We start from the raw sequence: 23248 nt of genomic DNA, 5'->3' as shown, positions 1-23248 counted from the left end.
ACGGACGTCAGCGCCGGTCGCGCCACAGCGCCGGCCAGCGCCAGACGCAGAGCGCCGGCACGACGACCGCCTCGACCTCCGACACGACGATGGCGGTCGCGGCGCCGAAGCTGGCCGCCAGCACGCCGATATGGGCGATGCCGAGCTGGCCCACGCCGATGCAGGTCGTCAGCACGCCCATCAGCCGCGAGCGGCTGTCGGCCGGCGCGTGCGTCAGGATCAGCGTGCTCTGCATCGTGGCGAACAGCGCCATGCCGAACCCGGCGAACAGCATCGCCAGCAGCGACAGCGCGTAGTCGGTCGACAGGCCGAGGACCAGAGCGCCTATGGCGACGCCGAACGAGCCGAGCAGATAGGCGCGCGCGAACCAGCTCGGCCGCGCCAGACCGGCCAGCGCAAGCGACGCCACGAAGGCGCCGAAGCCCTCGGCCGAGGACAGCAGGCCGACGCCGGCCGGCGAGGCGTGCAGCACCTCCTTGCCGACCACCGGCAGCATGCTGCTGTAGGGGAAGCCGAAGAAGTTCAGCGTCGTCGTCACCGCCAGCGTGCCCAGCAGCATCGGGCTGGCCCAGGCGATCCTGAAGCCGTCGCGGATCGCCGCCCACACATGGCGGCGCTCGGTCACGGCGGCGGTGCCGCCGACGTCGAGCCGCGCGGCCATCGCCAGCGCCAGGCCGAAGCAGGCGACGCCCAGCGCGTAGCAGGCGCCGACGCCGAGCGCGGCGTAGACCGCGCCGCCGGCCAGCGGCCCGATCGCGCGCGTCGCGTTGATGGTCGACCAGTCCAGCGCGATCGCCGGACCGGTGCGGGCGACGCCGGCGACGTCGCTGAGCAGGGTGCGGCGCACCGAGCCGTCGAGCGCCCAGTAGACGCCGACCAGCAGCACGCCCAGCGCGACCTGCCAGACGGTCAGCAGCCCGGCCACGCCGAGCGCAGCGAGGATCGCGTAGAGGATGGCGAGCGCGACGAGCCCGAAGCGCAGCACGCGGCGCAGCGGCAGGCGCTCGACCAGGGTGCCGGCGTAGGCGCCGGCGACCATCGGCACGAGGCGCAGCAGGGTCACGGCGGCGACCATGCCGGGCGAGCCGGTGACGTCGAACACGAAGATGCCCGCGGTCAGCATGTCGAGCCAGCGCATGACGCTGGTGACGGCGCCGATCAGCCACAGCCGACGGAAGCCGGCGTCGGCCAGCAGCGCGCGCGATTCCGTCAGCGACGACACGTTCCCTCCCGCCGCGACCGACGTTCCGCCCGGCCGGTTCGTCCGGTCGTGGCCGTCGCCGCGCTTGCCCGGCTTGCCCGGTTGGTTGTAACCGGAGGGGAGGAGCGGCGTCATCGCCGGCGGCGCGGGGCTGGACCGCGCGGCGGGCATGCCGTTCCGGAGGCCGGGGCCATGAGCAAGGCGTTCGTCAAGGAATCCGATGGCGACGACGACGACGCCGATGGTGGCGCGCCGGCGCTGCCGGCCGGCGTCAAGAACTACATCACCCCCGCGGGCTTCCAGCGGCTGCGGACGGAGATGCTCGACCTGATGAAAGTCGAGCGGCCGGAGGTCGTGAAGGTGGTGTCGTGGGCCGCCGCCAACGGCGACCGTTCGGAGAACGGCGACTACCTCTATGGCAAGAAGCGGCTGCGCGAGATCGACCGCCGCATCCGCTTCCTCGGCAAGCGGCTGGAGGCGGCCGAGGTGGTCGACGCCGCGCGCCAGCCGCGGCGCGACCAGGTGTTCTTCGGCGCCACCGTGACCTACGCCGACGCCAAGGACCGCGAGCGCACCGTCACCATCGTCGGCATCGACGAGGTCGATGCCGCGCCGGACCACGTGAGCTGGATCTCGCCGGTGGCGCGGGCGCTGCTCAAGGCGCAGGTCGGCGACGTGGTGAAGATGCGCACGCCCGGCGGCGTCGAGGAGCTGGAGGTCGTCGCCATCGCCTATCCGCCGGCGCCGGCGTCGGTGTAGCCGCCGCGCGATCGTGCGATAGTCGGCCGCCGGACGGGACGGGCCGGCGTCGAGCGCGGGGAGGATTGATGCGGCCGCGACGCCACGAGGACGCCGGATCGGTCGCCGACGCGATCATCGCCGAGGTCGGGAAGACGATCACGCTGGCCCTGCCGCTGGGGCTGGGCAAGGCCAACCACGTGGTCAACGCGCTCTACGCCCGCGCCGCCGCCGACCCCTCGATCAAGCTGCGCATCTTCACGGCGCTGACCCTGGAGCCGCCGCGCGGCGGCAGCGACCTCGAACGCCGCTTCGTCGGACCGCTGGCCGAGCGCCTGTTCGCGGGCTGGCCCGATCTCGCCTACGCCGCGCCGCGGCGGGCCGGGACGCTGCCGCCGAACATCGAGGTCAACGAGTTCTTCATGCTGGCGGGTCGCTGGCTGGGCTCGCCCGGCGCGCAGCAGAGCTACATCTCCGCCAACTACACGCACGCCGCCGGCTACGTGCTCGACCGCGGCGTCAACGTGGTGGCGCAGCTCGTGGCCAAGCGCGGCGACCGCTACTCGCTGAGCTGCAATCCGGATCTGACGATGGACCTGCTGGCGGCCCGCGCCGCCGGCAAGGCGTCGTTCCGCCTCGTGGCGCAGGTCAGCGACGAGCTGCCCTTCATGGGCGCCGACGCCGACCTGCCGCGCGACGCCTTCGACCACGCGTTCGACGGCGCGGCCGCGCAGTTCCCGCTGTTCGCGCCGCCCAAGCCGCCGGTCAGCGTCGTGGAGTACGCCACCGGTCTGCACGTCGCGCGGATGGTGCCCGACGGCGGCACGCTGCAGATCGGCATCGGCTCGGTCGGCGACGCGGTGTGCCGGGCGCTGATCCTGCGCCATGCCGGAAACGCCCGGTTCCGCGAGGTGTCGGCGCGGCTGCCGCTAGGCGCCGCCGCGCCGGCGATGCTGGAGGAGGCGCCGTTCGACGCCGGCCTCTACGGTTGCAGCGAGATGTTCGTCGACGGATTCCTCGAGCTGATCCGCGCCGGCGTCCTGATGCGCGAGGTCGACGGCGCCGTGCTGCACGCCGCGTTCTTCCTCGGTCCGCGCGGCTTCTACCGCGCGTTGCGCGAGATGCCCGACGCCGAGCGCGACCGCATCCGCATGACGCCGGTGTCGTTCGTCAACGAGCTGTTCGGCGACGAGGCGGGAAAGCGCCGCGCCCGCGTCGGCGCCCGCTTCGTCAACAACGCCATGATGGCGACCCTGCTGGGGGCCGTCGTGTCGGACGGGCTCGAGGACGGCCGCGTCGTCAGCGGCGTCGGCGGGCAGTACAATTTCGTGGCGCAGGCCTTCGCGCTCGAGGGCGCGCGCTCGATCCTGACACTGGGCGCGACGCGCGAGGAGGGCGGCCGCGCCGCCTCGAACATCCGCTACAGCTACGGCCACACCACCATCCCGCGGCATCTGCGCGACATTGTCGTGACGGAGTATGGCGCCGCCGATCTGCGTGGCCGCACCGACTCGGAGGTCGTGGCGGCGATGCTGGCGGTCGCCGATTCGCGCTTCCAAGAGGAATTGCTGCGACAGGCCAAGGACGCCGGCAAGATCGCGCGTCCCTACGAGATCCCGGCGGCGAGCCGCGAGAATTTCCCCGAGCGGATCGAGCGCGCGCTGCGGCCGGCGATCGACGACGGCGATCTGCCGCCGTTCCCGTTCGGCACCGATTTCACCGACGTCGAACGCCGGTTGATCCCCGCGCTGCAACGGCTCAAGACCGCGTCGGCGTCGACCCTCGGCCTGCTGCGGCTGGCCGCCGGTGGGTTGTCGTCGCCGTCGGCCGACGAGGCGGCGTGCCTCCAGCGCATGGCGCTCGCGGCGCCGTCCGGACTGAAGGAGCGCCTCTACCGCGCGCTGGTGCTGGCGTCGCTGCGGTAGGCTGCCGGGGTCAGACCGTCGCGCAGTGGCGCTGGAACGCCGGCCACACCTCGGTCGCCAGCAGCTCCATCGATCGGCGCCACAGCGGGCCGTCGTCCCAGTCGTGGCCGGTGGCGAGCAGGGCGCCGAACGGGCCGATGCGTCCGCGCAGCGCCACGAGCTGTTCCAGCACGCGCTTCGGCCCGCCGTAGATGACTTGTCCGCGCTTGATCGCGTCGACCGTCAGCGCGGCGTCGGTGCTCCGGTCGGGGTTCGGATTGAGCATGAACAGCGCCGCGCGCCCCTGCGCCATGCTGTGGCGGAAGAAGCTGTAGTAGTACGACATGCCGTTGCCGGGATCGGACATGTAGTCCTCGGCCTCGGCGTCGCTGCGCGCCACCAGCACGCAGCGCGCCACGCGCCACGCCGCCGGATCGGCGGCGCGCCCGGCCTCGTCGCAGCCCTCCGCGTACTTGTTCCAGTGGCCGCGCAGGAAGCGCTCGTTGAAGAAGTTGCCGGAGATCGGGATGAAGCCGCGCCGGCCGGCGACCGCGCCGGTCGAGGAGTCCGGCGTCACCAGCGTCAGCGCGATCGGCGGATGCGGCGCCTGCAGCGGCCGCGGCACCTTGCCGACGCCGAACTCCGGCCACACGCCGTTCCTGAGGCCGATCTTCCAGAACTCGCCATCGTGTTCGTAGGGCGGATCCCGCGACCACAGCTTCAGGATGATGTCGATCGCCTCCTGCGTCATGCGCGGGCGGGCCTGCGGATCGCCCAGCGCGAACATCTCGAGATCGCTGACCAGTCCGCCCGGCCCGACGCCCATGATGAAGCGTCCGCCGCTGAGGTGGTCGAACATCGCGGCCTGCGCCGCGACGATGGCGGGGTGCGTCTGCGGCAGGTTGATGACGCCGGTGCCGAGCCTGATGCGCGAGGTGCGGTCGACCAGAGTCGAGAGGAACATCAGCGGCGAGGAGATGCGCTCCGACCACGAGGTCGAATGCTCGCCGACATAGACCTCGTCGTAGCCGAGCCTGTCGGCGAGGATGATCGCCTCCTGGTCCTCGCGCAGCACCGTCCCGTAGTCGCGGTCGGGGTGGTGGAACGGCATCATGAACATGCCGAGTTTCATCGCGAGGCTCCTTCCGAGGCGCGGCGGATTCAGGCGGCGGGCGGGCGGCGGTGGGCCCACGGCCGGGCGCGCTCGAACAACGCGGCGACGCGCAGCACGTCGAGGTCGTGCCACCAGCGGCCGATGATCTGCAGCCCGGTCGGCAGCCCGTCGGACGCGAAGCCGGACGGCACGGAGATCGCGGGATGGCCGGTGAGGTTGAACGGGTACTGGTAGGCGGTCCAGCTCTGGCGCGTCAGCCCGCAGCGCTCGTTCTCGATCACCACCTCGGCGGTGGCGTCGAAACCGGCGTCGAGCGCGGTGCGTGCCGTGGTCGGCGAGACGAGGAAGTCGAAGCGCCGCAGCAGGCCCTGCACGCGCTGGAACAGGCCGGTGCGCGCGTACTCCGCGTTGCGCACGTCGTGCATCGAGAAGCCCTCGCCCCAGTCGGCGAAGGCGACCATCGACGGATCCATCTCCGACCGCCAGCGCGCCATCTGCGGCTTCATCCTGGCGGCGATGGCGCTCTGGTAGAGGACGCGGCCCTCGTGTTCGATCCAGTCGACCGCCTCGGTCACCGGCTCGATCTCGGCGCCCAGCGATTCCAGCGCGCGCAGCGACGCCTCGGTGTTGGCGCGCACCTCGCGGTCGAGCAGGCGGTTGGCCATGCGCTCGATGTAGCCGACGCGCACGCCCTTCAACCCCTCGGCCTGGAGTAGCGGCGAGACGGGCGCCAGCCGGGCGTTGAAGGTCCAGGGATCGCGGTCGTCGGGCCCGACCATCGAGGCGAACATCAGAGCGGCGTCGCCGACCGTGCGCGTCATCGGACCGGCGTAGCTGTTGTTGGCGAACACGTCCGACGCCGTCTCCATCGGCACGGCGCCCAGCGTCGGCTTCAGCCCGACGATGCCGCAGGTCGCCGCCGGGCCGCGCACCGAGCCGGCGCCGTCCGTGCCGACCGCCAGCGGGCCGATGCCGGCTGCGATCGACGCCGCGGCGCCGCCGCTCGATCCACCCGAGGTCCGGTCGGTCGACCACGGATTGCGCGTCGTGCCCTGCAACGGGCTGTCGGTCAGGCCCTTGTGGCCGAACTCCGGCGTCGTCGTCTTGCCGAACACGATGGCGCCGGCGGCGGTCAGACGGGCCGGCGTCACGCCGTCGGCCGTCGCGACGTTGTCGGCGTAGATGCGCGAGCCATGGGTCGTGCGCATGCCCGCGACGTCGATCAGGTCCTTCACGCTGACCGGCAGGCCGTGCAGCGGACCCAGCGGGCCGCCGGACGCCACCGCGGCCTCGGCGGCGCGGGCGCCGGCCAGCGCCCGGTCGCGGTCGATCGTCACGAACGCGTTGATGCGCGGCTGCGAGCGCGCCGCCGCGTCGAGCACCGCCGTCATGTATTCCGCCGGCGACAGGCGGCGCCGGCGGATCAGGCTGGCCGCGTCGACGGCCGGGAGGAACAGCAGATCGTCGTCCACGGCCGCCGCTCCGGGCATGTCAGGCGGCGCTCGGCCGCGCCTTCACGCGCTCGTGCCAGGCGGCGATGTTCTTGAACTCCGGATTGATCGGCTGTCCGACGCTCTTGCCGAACTCGAGGAACACGAACAGCAGCACGTCGGCCAGGGTGAAGCGGTCGCCGGCGATCCAGGTCTTGCCGGCCATCAGCCCGTCGAGCCATTTCAGCTTGTCCTGGGCGATCGCCTTCAGCCCGGCGGCGGCCTCCGGCAGGCAGCGCATCCGGCTCTCGAACATCTTGATGCCCTCGCTGTAGCGGAAGCCGTTGGCCATCGGCTCGAGGATGTTCAGATCGATACGGCGCACCCACATGTGCGTCTCGGCGCGCTCCTTGGGATTCGATCCGATAAGCGACGGACCGGACTTGGTGACGTCGTCGAGGTACTCGCAGATCGCGGTGATCTCGGTGATGACCGTGCCGTCGTCGAGCTCCAGCGCCGGGCTCTGGCCGGCCGGGTTGACCTTCAGATAGGGCTCCTTGCGGTTGTCGCCGCCACGGATGTCGATCTGCACCAGCGGCAGCTCGATGCCCTTTTCCTTCATGAACATGTGCACGACGCGCGGATTGGGGCCGATCGAGGTGTGCAGCTTCATCGCGTTTCCTCCATATGGGCCGCCATCGGGGCGGCGTTGTCCCGGCAGCGGTAGCAGCGCGCGGGCGGGGCGGTCAACGGCGCGTGGCGGGGATGCGGTGGTGGTGGTGGACGGCCGGCCCCGCCCTCAGCAGGATGCGCGCCGCCTTCCACCCGCCGCCCCGGAGACCGCACATGCGTAGCGACCGTCCCTCGCCGCTCACCCGCCGCCACTTGTTCGCCGCCGGCGCCGCCCTGGCAGCGCCGACGATCCTGCCCGCGGGCGCGCGGGCGCAGGCGGCGTGGAAGCCGGAGCGGCCCGTGACGCTCTACAATCCGTTCGCCGCCGGCGGCTCGACCGACGTGCACATGCGCTTCCTGGCCGAGAAGGCCGGCAAGGTGCTGGGCCAGCAGGTGATCGTCGACGTGAAGCCCGGCGCCGCCGGCACGCTGGCGGCCGCGACCATGGCGCCGATGAAGCCGGACGGCCACGCCATCGCCTGCATGAGCATCAACAGCCTGCGCTATCCGCACTACCAGCAGGCGGCGTGGCATCCGCTGCGCGACTTCACCTACATCATCGGGGTGTCCGCCTACACGATCGGCGTGGTGGTGCGCGCCGACTCGCCGTGGAAGACGATCGAGGACCTGATCGCGGCCGGCAAGAAGGAGCCGGAGAAGTTCAACTACGGCACGTCCGGCATCGGCGGCACCGGCCACCTGATGATGATCGAGATCGAGCAGTCGACCGGCGCCAAGTTCACGCACATCCCCTACAAGGGCGGCGCGGAGTGGATGCAGGCGATGCTGGGCGGGCACATCCAGTTCATCCCCGACGCCTCGCAATGGGCGCCGTTCGTCGACAACGGCCAGGTGCGCATCCTGGCGATGGCGACCGAGAAGCGCTTTCCCAAGTACCCCGACGCGCCGACCCTGGTCGAGCGCGGCATCAACGTCGTGGCGCACAGCCCCTACGGGCTGGTCGGACCGAAGGACATGCCGGCCAACGTCGTGCAGGGCCTTCACGACGCGTTCAAGGCGGCGATGGACGACCCCGCCCATCAGCAGCTGCTGGACCGCGTCATCCAGGCCACCTGGTACAAGACCCCGGCCGAGTACCGCGCCTTCGCCGAGAAATACTATGTCGACGTCAAGCCGATGCTGGTGAAGGCCGGTCTGGCGAAGGGTTGATCGGCGGCTGGCCACGCCGCGGACGAGGCTTGACGGAGGGCGGTCGTCCGGGCCCAACATGCGCTATCGCCGGCCGGCGCCGACGCGCCGAACGACAAGGCGCCTGTTGGGAGAATCGCATGGATGGATATCGTGGCGGCGCGGGGACGCGCCGGAAGTTTCTGGCCTCCGCCGGCGCGGCGCTCGCCGCGCCGACTGTGGTGCCCGGCGCGGTCCGGGCGCAGGCGAAGTGGAAGCCCGAGAAGCCGATCACCGTCTACAATCCTCTGGCGGCGGGCGGCGTGTGCGACGTGCATCTGCGCTTCCTCGCCGAGCGCGTGTCGAAGGCGCTGGGCCAGCAGGTCATCGTCGACGTCAAGGCGGGCGCCGGCGCGACGCTGGCGGCGGCGCAGATGGTCAACGTCAAGCCCGACGGCCACACCATCGCCTGCATGACGATCAACAGCCTGCGCTATCCGCACTACCAGCAGGCCAACTGGCATCCGCTGCGCGACTTCAGCTACATCACCGGGTTGTCGGAGTTCACCTTCGGCGTGGTGGTCAAGGCGAACTCGCCCTGGCAGACGATCGAGGACCTGATCGCGGCCGGCAAGAAGGAGCCGGAGAAGTACAACTACGGCACGTCGGGCATCGGCGGCACGGGCCACCTGCTGACGATCGAGATCGAGCAGGCCAGCGGCGCGAAGTTCACCCACGTCCCGTACAAGGGCGGCGCCGAGTTCGTGCCGGCGCTGCTGGGCGAGCACATCCATTTCGTGCCCGACGGCGCGCAGTGGGCGCCGTTCGTCGATAGCGGGCAGCTGCGCCTGCTGGCGATGGCGACGCCGGTGCGGCTCCCGAAGTACCCCGACAAGCCGACGCTGGTCGAGCGTGGCATCAATGCCATCGCCGTCAGCCCCTACGGGCTCGTCGGCCCGAAGGACCTGCCGCGCGCGGCGATCGAGACGCTGCACGAGGTCTACACGGAGGCCATGGCCGATCCCGCCCACCAGCCGCTGCTCGACAAGTTCATCCAGGTGCCGTGGCGCAAGACGCCGGCGGAGTACCGCGCCTTCGCGGAGAAATACTACACCGACGTCAAGCCGCTGCTGATCAAGTCGGGACTGGCGAAGGCGTAGACGCGGCTGCGACCCCGCGCCCGGAGAGGCTGGCGATGCTGAACGCCCCGTCGATTCCGCGTCGCTGGCCCGGCGCCATGCGCCGCCCTCTGCGGGCGCTGGCGTTCGGCGCCGCGCTGGCCGTCGCCGCCGCCGCCCCGGCTGGCGCCGAGCCGCTTGCTGCGCGGATCGACGCCCGCGTCGACGCGGTCGAGGCCAAGGTGATCGCCTGGCGGCGCGACATCCACGAGCATCCCGAACTCGGCTTCCAGGAGGTGCGCACCGCCGGCATCGTCGCGGCGCACCTCAAGGCGCTGGGTTACGAGGTCCGCACCGGCGTCGGCGTCACCGGCGTGGTGGCGCTGCTCAAGGGAGGCAAGCCCGGTCCGGTCGTGGCGCTGCGCGCCGACATGGACGCGCTGCCGGTCAAGGAGGAGGTCGATCTTCCGTTCGCGTCGAAGGTCACGGCGAGCTGGGGCGGCCGCACCGTCGGCGTCATGCACGCCTGCGGCCACGACGCGCACGTGGCCATCCTGATGGGCGTCGCCGAGGTGCTGGCGTCGATCCGCGAGGACCTGCCGGGCACCGTCAAGCTGCTGTTCCAGCCGGCGGAGGAGGGCGCGCCGGGCAGCCGCGGCGGCGCGGTGGCGATGGTCGCCGACTGCGCGATGCGCGACCCCCGGCCCGACCCCATATTCGGTCTGCACGTCACGTCGGGACTGCGGGTGGGCCAGATCGCGCTGAAGCCGGCGGGGCTGCTCGCCAGCTCCGACGCGCTCCGCATCGAGGTCATCGGCCGTCAGACGCACGGCGCGCTGCCGTGGCACGGCGTCGATCCGATCGTGGTGTCGGCCCAGATCGTGATGGCCTTGCAGACCATCCCGAGCCGCATGATCGACGTCACGAAGTCCCCGGTCGTCGTGACGATCGGCAGCATCCAGGGCGGCAACCGCGGCAACATCATCCCCGACGACGTCGTCATGGTCGGCACGCTGCGCGCCCACGACGAGGAGATCCGCGGGCAGTTGGCGGACAAGGTGAGGTCGGTCGCCGAGGGGATCGCGGCGGCCGCCGGCGCCAGGGCCCGGGTGTCGGTGCGGCGCGGCTATCCCGTGACTTTCAACGATCCGGCGCTGACGGCGTGGGCGCAGGACAGTCTGCGGCGCTCCGCCGGAGCCGCCGAGATCCTCGAGGCGCGGCCGGTCATGGGGTCCGAGGACTTCTCGGTCCTCGCCAAGGAGTCGCCGGGCGTGTTCTTCCTGCTGGGGATCACGCCGGCCGACAAGCGGCCGGGCGTCACCGGAATGGGCGGCGCGGCGCCGAACCACTCGCCGCGCTTCTTCGTCGACGAGGCCGGTCTCAAGCCCGGCGTCCGGGCGCTCAGCCATCTCGCGGTCGATTTCCTGTCGCGCGCTGCGCAGCGTTGAGACGGCGCGGCGCCGGCGTCTATTTCCCGCAGACCCCGCCGCGGCTGTCCCACGCCACGGACTGCACCGCCACGCGGCCCGACGCGGCGCGGTCCAGCGTCGCCGTGATCCGCCCGCAGCTCGGCGGCTCGCCGACCGGCCGTCCGCGGCCGTCGACGTAGACCAGCGCCACGCGGTGGGCGCAGGGGCCGGTCGGCCCGCAATTCGCGGCCCGTCGCGTCGCCGGATACTGCTCGAGGAACGCCGCGCTGGTGACGTGCTCGGACAGCGCCGCCTGCGCGGCGCCCTCCGGCGTCGGCTTGCGGAACGCCGCCGACAGCGCGCTGCCGGTGGGATCGAACGCCTCGACGAGGCGCCCGCCGGACGACGACGCGCCGCCACCGGAGCCGGTCGCGCAGGCGGAGAGGAGGCCGGCGAGCGCGCCGGCGAGAATCACGGGATGGAGGAGGCGGGGGGGCATTGGCGAACTCCGTTTCATTGCGCCGGCGTCGACGGACGGCGCGACCCTATCACGGGGACGGCCGGCGGTGGCGGGATGACGCCACGCAAATGGGGCGCGATCATGGACCGCGCCCCGCCCGCTTCCGTGCCGCCGCGACCGGCGGCGGGCCTAGTGCACCGATTCGCCGTGCAGGTTGATGTCGAGGCCTTCGACCTCCTGCTCGGGCGTGACGCGAAGCCCCACGGTGACGTCGACGATCTTCATGATGATCCAGGTGACGGCGCCCGACCACGCGACGCAGGCCAGGATCCCCCAGAGCTGCTTCATCAGCTGTCCACCGTTGCCCTCGATCAGGCCCTTCACGTCCGGGCCGGCGATGGCGCTGGACGCGAACACGCCGGCCAGCAGCGTGCCGGCGATGCCGCCGACCCCGTGCACGCCGAACACGTCGAGCGAGTCGTCGTAGCCCATACGCCGCTTGAACGCGGTCGAGGCGTAGAAGCAGGCCAGCCCGGCGACGAGTCCGATCGCCAGCGCGCCGCCGACGTCGACGAAGCCGGAGGCTGGGGTGATCGTGCCGAGCCCCGCCACCGCGCCCGACGCGATGCCCAGCAGGCTGGGCTTGCCCAGCGTCGCCCACTCCGCGAACATCCACGCCAGCGCCGCCGTGGCGGCCGAAACGTGCGTCACGGTCATCGCCATGCCGGCGCGCGAATCGGCGGCCACCGCCGAGCCGGCGTTGAAGCCGAACCAGCCGACCCACAGCAGCGACACGCCGACCATCGTCAGCACCATGTTGTGCGGCGCCATGTTCTCGTGCGGATAGCCGCGCCGCGGTCCGATCACGATGCAGGCGACGAGGCCGGCGATTCCGGCGTTGATATGCACGACGATGCCGCCGGCGAAGTCGAGCACGCCCTTCTCGCCCAGCCAGCCGCCGTCGCCGAGGAAGCCGCCGCCCCACACCCAGTGGGCGACGGGGCAGTACACGAACAGCAGCCACAGGCCCATGATCCACAGCATGGCCGAGAATTTTCAGCCGGTCGGCCAGCGCGCCGACGACGATCGCCGGCGTGATCGCGGCGAACGTCAGCTGGAACATCATGAAGACGTTCTCGGGCACGGTCTTGGCGAGGTCGTGCACCGAGTCCATCGTCATGCCGGACATGAACAGCCGCGAGAAATCGCCGATGAAGGCGTTGCCCTTGGTGAACACCAGGCTGTAACCGACGACGACCCACAGCACCGACACCAGCGCCACCGTCGCCAGCGTCTGCGCGGTGGTCGCCAGCACGTTCTTCCTGCGCACCATGCCGGCGTAGAACAGCGCCAGGCCGGGCAGCGACATCATCAGCACCAGCGCGGTGGCGACGATCATCCAGGCGGTGTCGCCGCTGTCGATCTTCGGCTTGTCGGCTGCCATCGCCAGGCCGGGCAGCAGCGCCAGGCCGGCGGCGGCGAGCGGCGCGAGCGCGCGCGCCAAGGCGCGCGGCGTTGCGGACGTCGTCATATCTCTCTCCCCTTGATTTTCAGGCGCGGCGTGGCGGCCTCACAGCGCCTCGTTGCCGGTCTCGCCGGTGCGGATGCGCACGGCGTGCGCGACGTCGAGCACGAACACCTTGCCGTCGCCGATCTTGCCCGTGGCGGCCGCCTTCTGGATCGCCTCGACCGCGCGGTCGACCTGGGCGTCTTCCAGCACCGCCTCGATCTTCACCTTGGGAAGGAAGTTCACGGCGTACTCGGCGCCGCGGTAGATCTCCGTCTGGCCCTTCTGGCGGCCGTAGCCCTTGACCTCCGAGACCGTCAGGCCCTGGACGCCCATGCCGGTCAGCGCTTCGCGCACTTCCTCGAGTTTGAAAGGCTTGATGATCGCGATGATCAGTTTCATGGGCTCGGATCCCTCCATGTTCGGCGTTGGCGCGCGTGAAGCGCGCCCATTCGGAAGACAATCGCCATGTAGGCGTGATGCAAAGATTGTGCCTAATTTTTGATCTTATTCAAGGCATTGAAAAGTAAAGAATTTGTGGATTTGTGAGGATCCGTCGGAGATGCGGCGCGCATATGGTAGGCATCGATCGATCGATGTCTGCGGCGAATCTAGGCGGCGGTGGGCAGAAATTGGACAGTCGCGTCGGTTCATCGGCGCCGACGACGAAAAAAACCCGGCGCCGCGGCGCCGGGTTCGAAGGAGCCACCGGGTGCGAGCGACCGGGCGGCGGAGGGGAACGCGGTCGGAGCGGAGCCGCGCGGCTCCGCTCCGTGTTCGTCAGTGCACGGTCTCGCCGTGCAGGTTGATGTCGAGACCCTCGACCTCGTGCTCCGGATCGGCGCGCAGGCCGATGGTCACGTCGACGATCTTGAGGATCACGAAGGTCACGATCGCGCAGTACACCATGGTGATGCACGAGCCGTAGATCTGGACGAGCACCTGGCCCGGCGCGCCGTCGATCAGGCCGGACTTGCCCTCGCCGCCGATCGCCGCCTTGGCGAACACGCCGGTGAGGACGGCGCCGACCAGGCCGCCGATGCCGTGCACGCCGAAGGCGTCCAGCGAGTCGTCGTAGCCCATCGCCTTCTTGAGCGTCGTCGCGCCGAGGAAGCAGACCACGCCGGCGACGATGCCGATGACCAGCGCCGCCGTGGGATCGACGAAGCCGGAGGCCGGCGTGATGGCCACGAGGCCGGCGACCGCGCCCGACACGATGCCGAGGACCGACGGCTTCTTGAGGACGACCCACTCGGCGAACATCCACGCCAGCGCCGCGGCGGCGGCGGCGATCTGGGTCACGGCCATGGCCATGCCCGCGTTGCCGTTGGCGCCGAGCGCCGAGCCGGCGTTGAAGCCGAACCAGCCGACCCACAGCAGCGAGGCGCCGATCAACGACAGCACCAGGTTGTGCGGCGCCATGTTCTCGGTCCCGTAGTTGCGGCGCTTGCCGACCACGTAGGCGCAGACCAGTCCGGCGACGCCGGCGTTGATGTGCACCACGGTGCCGCCCGCGAAGTCCAGCATGGAGGACTTGCCGAACCAGCCGTCGGCGCCCATGAAGCCGCCCGGACCCCACACGCCGTGCGCGATCGGCGCGTAGACCAGGAGCGACCATAGGCCCGTGAACCACAGCAGGGCCGAGAACTTCATGCGCTCCGCGAAGGCGCCCGCGATCAGCGCCGGGGTGATGATCGCGAAGGTGAGCTGGAAGCACATGAAGACCGATTCGGGGATGGTCTTCGCGAGGTCGATGATGCCGTCGACCTTCAGGCCGGCGAGGAAGAAGCGCCCCAGCCCGCCGAAATAGGCGTTGCCCTCGGTGAACGCCAGGCTGTAGCCGAGCACCATCCAGAGCACGGTGACGAGGCAGCAGATGGCGAAGCTCTGCATGGTGGTCGCGAGCACGTTCTTCTTGCGCACCATGCCGCCGTAGAACAGCGCCAGGCCGGGGATGGTCATCATCAGGACCAGCGCCGTCGAGATCAGCATCCAGGCGGTGTCGCCGGTGTCGATCTTGAGGGCCGCGGCCGCCGGCGCGGCCGGGGCGGCGGGCGCCGCCGGCGGGGTCGCGGCGGGCGGCGTGGTCTGCGCCAGCGTCGTCAGCGCGTAGACGGCCGTGAGGCCGGCGCCGGCGGCGGCGAGGCCGAGGTCGCGGAACCGTTTCGTGTTCATCGTCGTCATCCCCCGATCAGAGCGCGTCGCCGCCGGTCTCGCCGGTGCGGATGCGAACCGCCTGCGAGACCGCGAGCACGAAGATCTTGCCGTCGCCGATCTTGCCGGTGCTGGCCGTCTTGCGGATCGTCTCGACGACCTGCTCGACCAGTCCGTCGGCCACGACGATCTCGATCTTCACCTTGGGCAAGAAACTCACGGCGTACTCGGCGCCGCGGTAGATCTCGGTCTGGCCCTTCTGGCGGCCGAAACCCTTCACTTCGGTCACCGTCAAGCCCTGCACGCCGACCGCGGTGAGCGCCTCGCGCACCTCGTCCAGCTTGAAGGGCTTGATGACCGCGATCACCAGCTTCATCGCATCCCCCTGACATCCATCTCTCGGCCGCGCCGACGTCCATCATGGCCGGGGGCGCGGGAAAGCTCGGGGGACCACATCAAGTTTCGTGCCATCACCGTACGCGCCCGCCGCGACCGGCCGCGCCGCGCCGCAAGCCGCGGCCCTGCCGTGAAAACGCGCAGATTGCCCGAATCGCGACCGTCCGCCGCGCGCCCCGCGCAATTCACCCGCGCCCGTCGTTCAAGACGCTTGTAACAGCGCTGTCCTGCACCTAGTCCGTCCGGCACGCGGCTTGCAGCGGCGGATGCGCGAAGCCGCGCGTGCGGGCCATCGAGCCATGTGCCGAAACGATCGAAGGGTGACGTCGATGAAGATCAAGAGTTTCACCGTGTGGGCGGCCATGGCCGCCGCCATCGTCGGCGCTCCCGCTGTCGGTCTGGCGCAGACCGCCCCGGCCGCGACGCCCGCACCGGCGCCCGCGCCGGCGGCGCCGGCCGCGCCGGAGCCGAACGCGCCGTTCGGCGGCATGATCACGGGCGTCGTGACGCTCACGAGCGACTACCGCTTCCGCGGCATCTCGCAGAGCAAGAACGATCCGGCCCTGCAGGGCGGGCTCACCTACGAGGTGCCGCTGGCGTTCACCGGGCTGCCGATATCGATCTACGGCGGCTTCTGGGGCAGCAGCGTCAACTTCTCGCCCGATGTCGACGAGTCGGTCGAGATCGACATGGTCGCCGGCGTGAAGTTCAAGGCTTTCGACGAGAAGCTGCTCATCGACCTCGGCTGGATCGGCTACCGCTATCCCGGCGCGCTCAAGGCCGCGCGACTGCCGTTCGACGAGTTCGGCGGCCAGCTGACCTACGATTTCGGCTTCGCCCAGCTCTCCGGCCAGGTGCGCTACAGCCCGAACTTCTTCGCCAACTCGGGCGACGCCTGGTACAAGGGCGCGATGCTGACGGTGCCGCTCAGCTTCATCACGATCCACGAGAAGGTCTCGTTCAAGGCCTTCGCCGGCATCGGTCACCAGTCGATCCAGCGCAATGCCCGCTTCTTCAACCCGGACTACACGGAGTGGCAGATCGGGCTGGTCGCGACGGTCTACGGCATCGACCTCGGCCTGACTTACGTCGACACCAACATCAGCAAGAGCCGCTGCAACGGCGGCGGGTTCAACTACTGCTCGGGCCGCGCCGTCTTCAGCCTCGGCAAGGCGTTCTGATCCGCGACCCCGCGGGGTCGACGTCCACGACGACGGCGCGTCCGGGAGACCGGGCGCGCCGTCGGCGTTTGAAGGGACGGCGCCCGCGGCCTCACACCACGCGCTGCGCGCGCAGGCGCGCCACGCCGGCGGCGTCGTAGCCGGCCTCGCGCAGGATCTCGTCGGTGTGCTGTCCGAGCAGCGCCGGCGGCCGCTCGATCGTGCCGCCGCCATGCGCCAGCTTGAAGCCGTTGCCGGCCAGCGTGACGCGTCCGTCCGCGCCGTCGTAGCCCTGCAGAACGTCGCGGTGCCCGAGCTGCGGATGCGCCAGGATCTCGTCGAGTCCGTAGACCTTGCCGCACGGCGCGTCGGCCTTGCGCAACCGCTCCGCCCAGTTCGCGGCCGTGTCCTTGGCCATCGCCTCGACGATGATCGCGCGCAGCGGTCCGGCGTTGGCGATGCGCGAGTCCCAGTCCTTGAAGCGCGGATCGTCGACCGCGTCGGGCCGGCCGATCTCGCGCATCAGGCTGTCGAACTGCTTGTCGGTCATGACCGCCAGCACGATGTATCCCTCGGCGGTCGGGAACATGTCGCCCGTGGGCTTGCGCGTGACCGAGAGGTTGCCGGCCTGCCGAGGCTTCGACTTGCCGACCGTCCACTCCGCCACCACGGTGCCGAGGAACGCCAGCATCGAGTCCAGCATCGCGACGTCGACCAGCTGGCCGCGTCCGGTGTGGGTGCGCTGGAACAGCGCCGTGGCGACGCCGAACGCCGCCGTCGCGCCGGCGGTCACGTCGCATGCCGGGAAGCCGGCGCGCGTCGGGCCGGTCTCGGGATGGCCGGTGATCGACATCAGCCCGGACATCGCCTGGATCATGCCGTCGAACGCCGCCGCGCCGCGCTCCGGCCCGGTCTGGCCGAAGCCCGACACCGCGCAGTAGATCAGCCGCGGATTGACCGCCGACAGCGCCGCGTAGCCGATGCCCAGGCCGTCCATCACGCCGGGCCGGAAATTCTCCCACACCACGTCGGCGGTGGCGGCGAGCTTCTTCACGATCTCGACCGCCTCCGGCTTCTTCAGGTCGAGCGTGACGCTGCGCTTGCCGGCGTTGACCGCCTGCCACCCTGGCGACAGGCCGCGGTCGGCCAGCTTCTTGTCGGGCCCGCCGCGGCGCATGTCGTCGCCGTCGCGCGACTCGATCTTGACCACGTCGGCGCCGAGCAGGGCGAACTGGTAGGTGCCGTAGGGCCCCGCCAGCACGCGCGTGAAGTCGAGGATGCGGATGCCGGCGAACGGTTTGGTCACGGATTTCCTCCCGGTTTCGGCTGGAGTGTCGACGTGCGCGCCTTGCGCCACCAGAGCCGCTTCCGCGGGGATGGGATGCGCCGCGCCTTTATTCCGCCGCGCGCGCCGCGACCTCGCGCAGCACCGCCTCGGTGTCGGCGCCCAGCGCCGGCGGGTCGCGGCGCAGCGGCAGCGTCGCGCCGTCGAGCTTGACCGGGAAGCCGAAGGTCCGCGTCGCGGCGCCCGACGGCAGCGTCATCGGCTGCACCCACCCCATGTGCTCGACCTGCGGATCGGCGAGGATCTGCGAGTAGGCGTTGATGCGGCCGTGCGGCACGCCGGCCTTCTCGAACGCCGCGATCCAGTGGTCGACCGGCCGCTTCGCGAACTCGATCTCAAGCAGGTCCTTGAGCGCGATCTGGTGTTGCGCGCGCAGCAGCGTGGTCGCGAAGCGCGGATCGTCGCGCAATTCGCGGCGGCCGACGACATCGGCGACCGATTCCCACAGTTTGTTGTTGCCGGCGGCGATGACGAAATGCCCGTCCGCCGCCTTGAACGCCTGGTAGGGCGCGTTGCGCGGGTGGGCCGAGCCGAGCTTCTTGGGATCGTTGCCGGTGCCGAAGAACTCGCTGGTCTGCAGCGCCGCGATGCCGAGGCTGGCGCCGAGCATCGAGACGTCGATGTGTCCGCCGGGTTCCCCCAGCGCCACGGCGCGCAGCTTGGCGGCGATCGCGAAGGCGCCGTAGAGCCCGGCGGCGAAGTCCGACACCGGCACGCCGCACTTCACCGGCGCGCCGTCGGGCTCGCCGGTGACGCTCATGATGCCGCTCATCGCCTGCACCGTGACGTCGAAACCGCCCTCGCCGCTGCGCGGGCCGGTCTGGCCGAACGCCGAGATCGAGCAGTAGACGAGGCCGGGCTTCTCGCCGCGCAGCGATTCGTAGCCGAGGCCGAGACGGTCCATCACGCCGGCGCGGTTGTTCTCGACCACCACGTCGGCCGACAGGATCAGCGCCCGCGCCGCCTTCTTGTGCGCGGGATCCTTGAGGTCGAGGCGCACGGAGCGCTTCTCGCGGTTCAAGGACGCGAAATTCTCGCTGAAACCGTCAGTGATCGGCGGCCATTGCCGCAGCATGTCGCCCTCGGGCGGCTCGATCTTGACCACGTCGGCGCCGAGATCGGCCAGCAGCATGCCGCAGAACGGCCCGGCCGCGACCTGGCAGAATTCGATCACCTTCACCCCGGCGAGCGGCAGCATCGTATGGGTCTCCCGGCGCCGTCGCGCTATCGCCGCACGTCCTGCGGACTGTGGGTCGGCCACTGGTGTTGCGCGATCTGCTCGAGCGAGCGCGACTTCTGGCCCAGCCGCAGCCGGTAGATCCAGTAGTTCGACATCACCGCCTCGACGTAGCCGCGCGTCTCGTTGAACGGGATGGTGGCGACGAACAGCAGCGGATCGCCGGCGTCGGGGCCGCCCAGCCACTTGTTCACGCTGCCGGGGCCGGCGTTGTAGGCGGGCACGGCGTGGAACAGGTTGGCGCCATAGTCGTCGAGCAGGCCCTTCAGGTAGGCCTGACCCAGCGCCACGTTGTGCGCCGCCTGGTAGCGGTCGCCGCCGGCGCCGATCTGGCGCTCGACCAGGGTCGCTGTGCCGGGCATCAGCTGCATCAGGCCCATGGCGCCGGCCCACGAACGGGCGCGCGGATTGAAGGCCGATTCCTGGCGCATCACCGCGTAGACCAGCGCGCGGTCGACGTTGAAGCCGCCGGTCGGCTCGTAGGGCGGGATCGGATAGAGCGCGTTGTCGAGTCCGTCGATCTTCTCCGGCCGTTCGCGCGCGGCGTTGGCCACCTTGAGCGCGAGGCCGGGGAGGCGGGCCTTCTCGGCCAGCGCGAGCACGGCGGAGACCATGCGCGGATCGGCGTCGAGCGAGGTCGCGAACAGCTCCTGCTCGGCGTTGCTGACGGCCTTGAGCTGGAGCAGCGCCAGCGCCCGGCGCCCGGCGCGGTCGTCGCGGATCAGCGCGCGCCGCGAGGAGTCGAGATCGGCGGCGCGCCATTGCGGCCGCGGCTCGACGCCCAGCGTGCGCAACGCGATCAGGCCGTAGAAGGTGCGATCGTAGATCGCCGCCCGCTTCAGCCACAGCGAGAAGCGCTCGGGATTGCCGGCCATCAGGTTGGCGCGCGCCGCCCAGAAGGCGCCGCCCGCGATGGTCGCCGAGTAAGCGCTGCCGGCCGTCGCCTCCGCGACGCTCTCGAACAGACGCGCGGCCTCGGCGTAGTTGCCCTTGCGCCACGCCGCGATGCCGGCCTGGAAGGCGGCCGACGGGCGCTCGGCGCCGTTGGTCTCGTGGCCGACCGGCTGGTCGGCGCCGCCGCTCTCGAGCTGGCGGGTGGCGATCTGCGCGCGCCAGCGGCCGACCTCCTCGGCGCCCAGCGCCTGCTGCGTGAACGGCTCGTCGAGCAGCCGGCGCGCCGCCGAGAAGCCGGTGTCCTCGATCATGCGCGCCAACCGGGCTCGGATGGTCGCGGCCTGGGTGCTGTCGCCGCCGCTGAGCCTGCGGGAGTCCGGCGCCAGCGAGCGGCCGCTCGGGGCGCTAGAGACGAAGCTCGCGGCCTGCGGCTCGGGCGCGCCGGCCGGCTTGCGCGTCAGCGCGAGCTTGAACAGGTTCGGCGCGTCGGGATGGTCGCCGTAGTCGCGCAGCCATGCCGAGAGATCGTCGTAGCTGGCTGTGAAGCCGGTCGCCAGGTACCGCTGCGCCAGCACGTAGCCCAGCAGCGTCTTGTCGCGTAGCGCCGCGATGTCGGCGTCGGCGCCGGCGAAGTCGCCGCCCGCTTGAGCCGCGAAGATGCGCTGGTAGCGGCCGACATCGCCGGAATCGAGCACCGTCGGCAGGTCGCCGGGAAGCTGCGCCGTGGGGTCGATGTCGATGGTCGGCGCCGGCGGCACGTAGGCCTGCCGCGGCGCCGCCGCCGGGCGGAAGGCCGGCCGACCGCGCGCCGCGACGGCGGTGCGCGCCGCCGGCCGGGCCGCCGGCTTCGCCGCCGCGGCGGCGGGCTTGGCCGCGGGCGCGACGGCGGGCTTTCCTTTGGGCGGCTGCTGCGCGCCGGCTTGCGGCGCCAGCATCGCCGCCATGGCCGCGACGCCGGCCAGCAAGACGAAACGCTTCATGTGCGTGCGACCCCGTGAACGTCCGGCGCGCCGCGCCGGCGCGACGCCTTCGCCGCTTGGTTACTGGATCGCCGGGAACGCGGCAAGCGCCCCGCGGCGCGCCGTCCCTGCGCGCTTGCCGGCCCCGGCCGCGGCCCTATAGTCCGGCCGGGGATCGAAGGAGAGAGATGATGTCGCCATGGAACGAGCGCGCCGACGCCGCGCGCGCGACGCTGGACAAGGTCCGCGGGATCGAGGCGCGCGACGGCGTCACGCGCGAGGCGTTGGCCCTGATCGGCGCCGAACTGACGTCGCTGGCGAGCCGGACCGATCTGTTTCCGCTGGAGCAGTTCCCGGTGCGGCGCGACGGCGGCATCTACCGGATATCCGAGGATCCCGACCACCGCTTCGCGCTCTACGCCTCGGCCGGGCTCGAGGGCAAGCTGGTGCCGCCCCACAACCACACGACATGGGCTTGCATATCCGGCGTCCACGGCCAGGAGCACAACGTCCGCTACGACCGCGTCGACACCGGCCGCAACGACCCCGACCATGTCGAGCTGAAGCGCTCGGGGGAACGCACCATCGTCAAGGGCAACGGCATCGAGTTCATGCCCGACGATTTCCACACCATCGAGGTGCCGGCCGGCGGCGGGCCCGCGCTGCATCTGCACCTCTACGGCCTCAGCCTGGAGCGCCTGTACGACCGCGTGACGGTGGATCCCGCGACCGGTACCGCGCAACGCTTCATGGCGATGCCGCGAATCCTCACGCCGCTGGTGACGGCCGCCGAGGTCAAGGCGGCGCTGGCGACGGACGCCGCCTTCGCGTTCTTCGACGTGCGCGAGGAGGGCGAGTTCTCCGAGGGCCATCCGTTCTTCGCCACGCCGCTGCCGCTGTCGAAGCTGGAGCTGCGGGTGCGCGCGCTGCTGCCGAACCCCAACGCCCGCGTCGTGCTGATGGACACCGGCGAGGAGGGCCAGACCGGCCGCGCCAACCGCGCCGCCGCCCGGCTGTCGCGCTGCGGCTACAACGACGTCGTGGTGATGGACGGCGGCCTCAAGGCGTGGCGCGACGCCGGCTACGAGGTGTTCGGCGGCGTCAACGTGCCGAGCAAGGCGTTCGGCGAGGTGGTCGAGCACGATTGCGACACGCCGCGCATCGACGCCGCCGACCTCAAGAAGCTGGCCGACGAGGGCGCCGACATGGTGATCCTCGACAGCCGCCCGATGGAGGAATACCGCAACATGTCGATTCCCGGCGGCGTCGACGTGCCGGGCGCGGAGCTCGTCTACCGCGTCAAGGATTTCGCGCCCAAGCCGGAGACGCAGGTGGTGGTCAACTGCGCCGGCCGCACGCGCTCGATCATCGGCGCGCAATCGCTGATCAACGCCGGACTGCCCAACAAGGTCATCGCGCTCAAGAACGGCACGATGGGCTGGCATCTGGCCGGGCTCGAGGTGGCGCGCGGCAAGACCGACACCTACCGCGGCCAGAGCCAGGCCGCCGCCGGCTGGGCGCGCGACGCCGCGGCGCGGGTCGCCGCCAAGGCCGGCGTGCGCACCATCCACATGCACGAGCTGAAGCGGGTCGAGGCCGAGGCGGCGGCGGGCGCGGAGAGCGTCTACAAGCTCGACGTGCGCGACGGCGGCGAATACGCGAAGGGCCATCTGCGCGGCTTCCGCCACGCGCCCGGCGGCCAGCTCGTGCAGGCCACCGACCAGTACGTCGGCGTCCGGAACGCCACGATCGTCCTGCACGACAACGACGGCGTGCGCGCGACGATGACGGCGCACTGGCTGCTGCAGATGGGCTGGAACAGGACCTACGTTCTCAAGCACCGTCCGTTGACCGACGAGATCGAGACGGGCGCCGAGCGGCGCGCCGTGCCCGGCCTCGGCGCGGTCGACGTGGCGACGATCGCGGCGGCCGAGCTCAAGACGCTGGTCGATTCGAACGAGGCGCTGGTGGTCGATCTCGACACCTCGCTGCGGTACCGCGACGGCCACGTGCCGGGCGCGTGGTTCGCGGTCCGCGCCGGGCTGGCGAAGACCCTGCCGGAGATGGTCGCGAAATCGCCGGCGGCGAAGCGCGTCGTGTTCACGTCGCCGGACGGTCTGCTGGCGCGGCTGGCGGCGGCCGACGTCGCGGAGTCCGGCGTCGTCGATCTGCCGCTCGCCGTCCTGGAGGACGGCATGAAGAGCTGGCGCGACGCGCGCCTGCCGCTGGAGAAGGGCCATGTGAACATGGCCGATCCGCCGACCGACGTGTGGTACCGGCCGTACGACCGCACGGACGGCGTCGAGGCGGCGATGAACCAGTACCTCACGTGGGAGGTCGATCTCGTGGCGCAGGTGAAGCGCGACGGCGATTCGCGCTTCAACGTCGTGCGCATGGCGGGCTGACTCCGCCGCCGCGCGGC

General features: G+C 71.1%; 18 protein-coding genes and 1 pseudogene. 7 read left to right on the top strand and 12 right to left on the bottom strand.

What is annotated here, in order from left to right:
* Positions 1 to 7: 7 nt before the first annotated feature.
* A complete protein-coding gene (locus IPK81_09515) occupies positions 8 to 1336 on the bottom strand; it encodes an MFS transporter (GenBank protein QQS14373.1) in 1329 nt (442 codons plus the stop codon).
* Between the two features lie 57 nt (positions 1337 to 1393).
* Between IPK81_09515 and greB the strand changes: the two genes are divergently transcribed.
* Both greB and IPK81_09505 read left to right on the top strand, forming a co-directional pair.
* Positions 1394 to 1960 (top strand): transcription elongation factor GreB, encoded by a 567-nt coding sequence (gene greB, locus IPK81_09510; protein ID QQS14372.1) that lies wholly within the window; start codon positions 1394 to 1396, stop codon positions 1958 to 1960.
* A gap of 68 nt (positions 1961 to 2028) precedes the next feature.
* The gene (locus tag IPK81_09505) at positions 2029 to 3864 is read left to right on the top strand and encodes an acetyl-CoA hydrolase (GenBank protein QQS14371.1); all 1836 of its coding nucleotides are present in this window, start codon (positions 2029 to 2031) and stop codon (positions 3862 to 3864) included.
* A gap of 10 nt (positions 3865 to 3874) precedes the next feature.
* On the opposite strand, the gene IPK81_09500 is transcribed toward IPK81_09505, so the two are convergent.
* From IPK81_09500 to IPK81_09490, 3 genes are read right to left on the bottom strand one after another with little or no spacing between them, the layout of a single operon-like run.
* Entirely contained in the window at positions 3875 to 4975 is a 1101-nt protein-coding gene (locus IPK81_09500; protein QQS14370.1) for an LLM class flavin-dependent oxidoreductase, read from the bottom strand.
* Positions 4976 to 5004: 29 nt separating this feature from the next.
* Complete coding sequence (locus tag IPK81_09495) at positions 5005 to 6429, bottom strand: amidase (protein QQS14369.1); 1425 nt, start codon at positions 6427 to 6429, stop codon at positions 5005 to 5007.
* Between the two features lie 19 nt (positions 6430 to 6448).
* The gene (locus IPK81_09490; GenBank protein QQS14368.1) at positions 6449 to 7060 is read right to left on the bottom strand and encodes a glutathione S-transferase family protein; all 612 of its coding nucleotides are present in this window, start codon (positions 7058 to 7060) and stop codon (positions 6449 to 6451) included.
* A gap of 173 nt (positions 7061 to 7233) precedes the next feature.
* On the opposite strand from IPK81_09490, the gene IPK81_09485 reads away from it, so the two are divergent.
* The 3 genes from IPK81_09485 to IPK81_09475 all read left to right on the top strand — a co-directional run bounded on the left by IPK81_09485 (position 7234) and on the right by IPK81_09475 (position 10753).
* Positions 7234 to 8229: a tripartite tricarboxylate transporter substrate binding protein gene (locus IPK81_09485; GenBank protein ID QQS14367.1), complete on the top strand. Its 996-nt coding sequence runs from the start codon at positions 7234 to 7236 to the stop codon at positions 8227 to 8229.
* 119 nt (positions 8230 to 8348) lie between these two features.
* Entirely contained in the window at positions 8349 to 9347 is a 999-nt protein-coding gene (locus tag IPK81_09480) for a tripartite tricarboxylate transporter substrate binding protein (protein ID QQS14366.1), read from the top strand.
* A gap of 77 nt (positions 9348 to 9424) precedes the next feature.
* Complete coding sequence (locus IPK81_09475; GenBank protein QQS15031.1) at positions 9425 to 10753, top strand: amidohydrolase; 1329 nt, start codon at positions 9425 to 9427, stop codon at positions 10751 to 10753.
* A gap of 19 nt (positions 10754 to 10772) precedes the next feature.
* Here IPK81_09475 and IPK81_09470 read toward each other — a convergent pair whose 3' ends face one another.
* The 5 genes and pseudogenes from IPK81_09470 to IPK81_09450 form a co-directional block, all read right to left on the bottom strand.
* Complete coding sequence (locus tag IPK81_09470) at positions 10773 to 11213, bottom strand: hypothetical protein (protein QQS14365.1); 441 nt, start codon at positions 11211 to 11213, stop codon at positions 10773 to 10775.
* A gap of 150 nt (positions 11214 to 11363) precedes the next feature.
* Positions 11364 to 12705: pseudogene (locus tag IPK81_09465) on the bottom strand (ammonium transporter).
* Between the two features lie 39 nt (positions 12706 to 12744).
* Positions 12745 to 13083 carry a P-II family nitrogen regulator gene (locus IPK81_09460; protein ID QQS14364.1) on the bottom strand — a complete coding sequence of 113 codons (339 nt, stop codon included), beginning with the start codon at positions 13081 to 13083 and terminating at the stop codon, positions 12745 to 12747.
* Positions 13084 to 13461: 378 nt separating this feature from the next.
* Positions 13462 to 14865, bottom strand: coding sequence for an ammonium transporter (locus IPK81_09455; GenBank protein QQS14363.1), 1404 nt, complete (start codon positions 14863 to 14865; stop codon positions 13462 to 13464).
* A gap of 7 nt (positions 14866 to 14872) precedes the next feature.
* The gene (locus tag IPK81_09450) at positions 14873 to 15211 is read right to left on the bottom strand and encodes a P-II family nitrogen regulator (GenBank protein QQS14362.1); all 339 of its coding nucleotides are present in this window, start codon (positions 15209 to 15211) and stop codon (positions 14873 to 14875) included.
* 349 nt (positions 15212 to 15560) lie between these two features.
* On the opposite strand from IPK81_09450, the gene IPK81_09445 reads away from it, so the two are divergent.
* A complete protein-coding gene (locus IPK81_09445; GenBank protein QQS14361.1) occupies positions 15561 to 16412 on the top strand; it encodes a hypothetical protein in 852 nt (283 codons plus the stop codon).
* A gap of 91 nt (positions 16413 to 16503) precedes the next feature.
* On the opposite strand, the gene IPK81_09440 is transcribed toward IPK81_09445, so the two are convergent.
* The 3 genes from IPK81_09440 to IPK81_09430 form a co-directional block, all read right to left on the bottom strand.
* On the bottom strand, positions 16504 to 17697 hold the full coding sequence (locus tag IPK81_09440; GenBank protein ID QQS14360.1) for a CoA transferase: 1194 nt from the start codon (positions 17695 to 17697) through the stop codon (positions 16504 to 16506).
* 88 nt (positions 17698 to 17785) lie between these two features.
* Positions 17786 to 18934 (bottom strand): CoA transferase, encoded by a 1149-nt coding sequence (locus tag IPK81_09435; protein ID QQS14359.1) that lies wholly within the window; start codon positions 18932 to 18934, stop codon positions 17786 to 17788.
* 26 nt (positions 18935 to 18960) lie between these two features.
* On the bottom strand, positions 18961 to 20847 hold the full coding sequence (locus IPK81_09430; GenBank protein QQS14358.1) for a lytic transglycosylase domain-containing protein: 1887 nt from the start codon (positions 20845 to 20847) through the stop codon (positions 18961 to 18963).
* A gap of 170 nt (positions 20848 to 21017) precedes the next feature.
* Between IPK81_09430 and IPK81_09425 the strand changes: the two genes are divergently transcribed.
* Complete coding sequence (locus IPK81_09425) at positions 21018 to 23231, top strand: sulfurtransferase (protein ID QQS14357.1); 2214 nt, start codon at positions 21018 to 21020, stop codon at positions 23229 to 23231.
* The last annotated feature ends 17 nt before the right edge of the window (positions 23232 to 23248 follow it).

It is taken from the genome of Rhodospirillales bacterium, from assembly GCA_016699855.1.
Taxonomy (GTDB): Bacteria; Pseudomonadota; Alphaproteobacteria; order Reyranellales; family Reyranellaceae.
Note: the sequence above shows the minus strand (reverse complement) of the source record. Positions and strands in the feature narration are given on the sequence as shown.

What these genes read in the sequence shown, in the direction of transcription:
- IPK81_09485 (QQS14367.1), top strand. Translation starts at nt 7,234, where the DNA reads ATGCGTAGCGACCGTCCCTCGCCGCTCACCCGCCGCCACTTGTTCGCC.
- IPK81_09470 (QQS14365.1), bottom strand. Translation starts at nt 11,213, where the DNA reads ATGCCCCCCCGCCTCCTCCATCCCGTGATTCTCGCCGGCGCGCTCGCC.
- IPK81_09460 (QQS14364.1), bottom strand. Translation starts at nt 13,083, where the DNA reads ATGAAACTGATCATCGCGATCATCAAGCCTTTCAAACTCGAGGAAGTG.
- IPK81_09490 (QQS14368.1), bottom strand. Translation starts at nt 7,060, where the DNA reads ATGAAGCTGCACACCTCGATCGGCCCCAATCCGCGCGTCGTGCACATG.
- IPK81_09450 (QQS14362.1), bottom strand. Translation starts at nt 15,211, where the DNA reads ATGAAGCTGGTGATCGCGGTCATCAAGCCCTTCAAGCTGGACGAGGTG.
- IPK81_09475 (QQS15031.1), top strand. Translation starts at nt 9,425, where the DNA reads ATGCGCCGCCCTCTGCGGGCGCTGGCGTTCGGCGCCGCGCTGGCCGTC.
- greB (QQS14372.1), top strand. Translation starts at nt 1,394, where the DNA reads ATGAGCAAGGCGTTCGTCAAGGAATCCGATGGCGACGACGACGACGCC.
- IPK81_09455 (QQS14363.1), bottom strand. Translation starts at nt 14,865, where the DNA reads ATGACGACGATGAACACGAAACGGTTCCGCGACCTCGGCCTCGCCGCC.
- IPK81_09435 (QQS14359.1), bottom strand. Translation starts at nt 18,934, where the DNA reads ATGCTGCCGCTCGCCGGGGTGAAGGTGATCGAATTCTGCCAGGTCGCG.
- IPK81_09500 (QQS14370.1), bottom strand. Translation starts at nt 4,975, where the DNA reads ATGAAACTCGGCATGTTCATGATGCCGTTCCACCACCCCGACCGCGAC.
- IPK81_09480 (QQS14366.1), top strand. Translation starts at nt 8,349, where the DNA reads ATGGATGGATATCGTGGCGGCGCGGGGACGCGCCGGAAGTTTCTGGCC.
- IPK81_09515 (QQS14373.1), bottom strand. Translation starts at nt 1,336, where the DNA reads ATGACGCCGCTCCTCCCCTCCGGTTACAACCAACCGGGCAAGCCGGGC.
- IPK81_09425 (QQS14357.1), top strand. Translation starts at nt 21,018, where the DNA reads ATGTCGCCATGGAACGAGCGCGCCGACGCCGCGCGCGCGACGCTGGAC.
- IPK81_09430 (QQS14358.1), bottom strand. Translation starts at nt 20,847, where the DNA reads ATGAAGCGTTTCGTCTTGCTGGCCGGCGTCGCGGCCATGGCGGCGATG.
- IPK81_09505 (QQS14371.1), top strand. Translation starts at nt 2,029, where the DNA reads ATGCGGCCGCGACGCCACGAGGACGCCGGATCGGTCGCCGACGCGATC.
- IPK81_09445 (QQS14361.1), top strand. Translation starts at nt 15,561, where the DNA reads ATGAAGATCAAGAGTTTCACCGTGTGGGCGGCCATGGCCGCCGCCATC.